This window comes from Variovorax sp. Soil_C_33, assembly GCF_057656935.1.
The window spans coordinates 1-2,877 of record NZ_JBDGJK010000016.1; the positions used below are offsets into that span (position 1 = coordinate 1).

Genomic DNA, 2,877 nt, shown 5'->3' on the forward strand with positions numbered 1-2,877 from the left:
TTGGCCTTGAGCCAGGCGCTGCGCGCTTCGTCGACCAGCACGTCGCGCAGCAGTTCCTCCAGATGGCCGTGCTTGACGCCGAAGGCCAGCGCGAGCCTGACCAACGGGCGCATGACGCGTGCGCAAGCCGAGAGGACCCAGGAGAGTTGGCCTTCTGTCGTCTGCGTCATCTGCCGTAGATCAATCGACGCCGGGCGTCATCACGCCTGGCGTCTTTCGATCCAGTGAGTTTCGGGGCCATAAAGTCTGTTTCCCAACGCTGCCTGCTGACTGAGCTTCTCCCTGGCGCGGGGCGTGTCTGGAACCCACAAGCTGCCGTCCACTCGGGTGGAAGCTTGCTGCCGCACCTTGTCAGTCCAGCGCAGCCTGATCTCGAACAGCACGCGCAAGGTTTGGTGCGACACGTGGATCCTTGGACGGGATGAGAGGGCGTTAACGCCCAGTTACCAACTGGACAGAGACATCAGCCGAAGTCTTACAAAAGTCCTCGCAACTATAAGACAAGAGTAGTACAAATGTGAAGCCTTCACATCCGCGGCGCCGTCGAGGAGAGCGAAATGTCAAAGTCTGTCACACGCAAGGGTCCTCTGGCGAGAAAGAGGCGACGTCTCGCTGCGCTGCGGCACCGTAGCGCGCCCGCACGAAGGTCCATCGAACCTTGCGAGAGGAGTGCCCGCAAGGCAAGAGCTGCCGCAGCGCGGGTCCGCAAGGCAGTGCAGAGCCGCATCGTTCGAGCATTCCGAAAGCAGATCGAAGGTTCGGGCGCCGGCCCCGACGACACCGACCTGCTGATGTTCGCAAGGCTCGCCGTCGCAGAACACCGATTGGGGCGAAGCCTCGCTCAAGCCAAAGCGCAACGCTTGCGCGAAGCGCACGCGCTCACCGGTCCTGCAACTCTCCTTCTTCCAGGAGCGCATCAATGACAGCCGCTGCCGTATTTGTTGCCGAGACCAAGGAGCCCTCTTCGAACATTGCCTTCGGCAACCTCATCGATCTCGCAAGATTGCAAGCAGGCACCTCGGCGGAAATCTGCGAGGCCTGCAGCACCATCAACACAGGCTCCGCGCGCTTCTGCAAATGTTGCTCTCACAAGCTGCCTGCGTTCTATGCGGCCCGCAGGAATTCGAGCGAGCAAGTACCGCCGCCCAAGCCACTGCGCGGCCTCTCGAAGCAGGCATGGGCCATGGACTTCGTGGCGTTTTGGGTCGTGATCAATTCGCTCGTGATCATCACCAAGTTCATTCCTATTCCGTAACCCTGCTGTCCTGTCCAGGGGAACGCCGGTATGACGAAATTTTGCGAGTCGTGCCATACGCCCAACAGGGACCGCGCCAGGTACTGCTGCGGCTGTGCAGGCAAGTTTTCGGGCATCCGCTCGGGCACGACGACCTTCGACACTACGGTCGGCGAGCCGCGCTGGATGCACACGGCGCCGCGCTCCCTGTTGCCTTTGAACGCTGCTGTTCTTGGGCAGAAAACCCAGCCGCCGCGCAGACGCATCGGCTTTATCCCCGTGCCGCACGGCGTCGATGTCTCCATCGTCTGGCTGTTGATCGTCCTGGCGCTGCTGCATGGAACCTTCGTCTTCTGGTACCTGGGCCGCTCTGCGATGAACAGCCCGACGCTTTCGAGCGCGATCTCGTCCCTGCTGCAGTCGGCTGACCTGCCGATGGAACGAACGGAAACGCCTTCGTCGCAATCGCCCGTCATGCCGGTGGGTCCGTCGACGGCAGCTTCTCCGCCGCCTTCCGCCGGCTCTGTGAACCACGCGGTGAAAACTATTCCCCAGCCGCCCGCGGCCTCTGTGGATCAGACGATGGCCACTGCTGCGCCGCCGGAGGCGCCCGCGGACCAGGCAGTGGTGGTCACTCAATCGGCCGCGCCGGCCACGGAAGGCGCAAAGCAGCCCGAATCGCCGCACACGCCATCAAGCGTGCCGGCCCAGGATGCACCGACTGAGTCGGTCGTCCAAGACGACCTCGCTCCGCAGCAGGCTCCAACCACCGTGATGACGGTCCGCATTTCGCCTAGATCGGCGCGTGTCGCACCGACACCGGCGCCGGTGCCGGTGCCGAGAGTGCAACAACCCCCAGAGCCCAGAACTGCCAGGACGGACGCTTCCGAAGCCAAGTCTGCCGCACCAGCCACTTCGGCACCGGCACCTGCCGTGGTGCTGGTGAGGCCGCCTGCTGCTGAATCGCGTCCCAGCGTCGGCGACGGGCGGCCAGTGGCGCCTCCGGATACACGGCTCCAAGCCGCAGCTCCTCCTGCGGCGCCAAGAAGCTCGGCTGCATGCGACCGGTACAACCCCTTCGGGGAGGCGCCTTGCTTCAACACCAGGAACGCAGGTCAGCTGGTGCGATCGCCGCTGGTCGGGGGCTCAGGGTCAGCTCCGGGGGTGACCGGTTTTTCCGGCGCGGCCAACTCAGCTGTGATCTCCAAAGGTTCGGGCGGTGGCGGGTCCGTTGGAATAGCCAGCGCAGACCCGGGTGGTAGTGGTGCCGGCGGCGGAGGTGCTGGTGCTGGTGCTGGTGCAGGTGCTGGTGCTGGTGCTGGTGCTGGTGCTGGTGCAGGTGCTGGTGCTGGTGCAGGCGGTGGCGGTGCAGGCGGTGGCGGCGCAGGCGGCGGCGGTGCAGGCGGTGGCGGCGCAGGCGGCGGCGGTGCAGGTGGCGGCGGTGCAGGTGGTGGCGGTGCAGGTGGCGGCGGCGCAGGCGGCGGCGCAGGCGGCGGCGGTGCAGGTGGTGGCGGTGCAGGTGGCGGCGGTCCCGGTGGCGGTGGCGGTGGTCCCGGTGGCGGTGGCGGTGGTCCCGGCGGCGGTGGTGGCGGTGGTCCCGGCGGTGGTGGCGGTGGTCCCGGCGGTGGTGGCGGTGGTCCCCG

4 protein-coding genes are annotated in these 2,877 nt (G+C 65.9%); 1 reads left to right on the top strand and 3 read right to left on the bottom strand.

Features of this window, described 5'->3' with window-relative positions; genetic code table 11:
* Nucleotides 1-200 precede the first annotated feature (200 nt).
* The 3 genes from AC3A6B_RS22265 to AC3A6B_RS22275 all read right to left on the bottom strand — a co-directional run bounded on the left by AC3A6B_RS22265 (nucleotide 201) and on the right by AC3A6B_RS22275 (nucleotide 1,710).
* A complete protein-coding gene (locus tag AC3A6B_RS22265) occupies nucleotides 201-404 on the bottom strand; it encodes a hypothetical protein (protein WP_487838827.1) in 204 nt (67 codons plus the stop codon).
* A 475-nt stretch (nucleotides 405-879) separates the two neighbouring features.
* Nucleotides 880-1,077, bottom strand: coding sequence for a hypothetical protein (locus tag AC3A6B_RS22270; protein ID WP_487838828.1), 198 nt, complete (start codon nucleotides 1,075-1,077; stop codon nucleotides 880-882).
* A gap of 27 nt (nucleotides 1,078-1,104) precedes the next feature.
* Complete coding sequence (locus AC3A6B_RS22275) at nucleotides 1,105-1,710, bottom strand: hypothetical protein (RefSeq protein ID WP_487838829.1); 606 nt, start codon at nucleotides 1,708-1,710, stop codon at nucleotides 1,105-1,107.
* Between the two features lie 788 nt (nucleotides 1,711-2,498).
* Here AC3A6B_RS22275 and AC3A6B_RS22280 point away from each other — a divergent pair.
* Nucleotides 2,499-2,877: hypothetical protein (locus tag AC3A6B_RS22280; RefSeq protein ID WP_487838830.1), on the top strand; the 379-nt coding region annotated here is incomplete at its 3' end.

Bases quoted from the DNA above. Each gene is read 5' to 3' on its own strand.
- AC3A6B_RS22275 (WP_487838829.1), bottom strand. From the start codon at position 1,710: ATGACGGGCGATTGCGACGAAGGCGTTTCCGTTCGTTCCATCGGCAGG.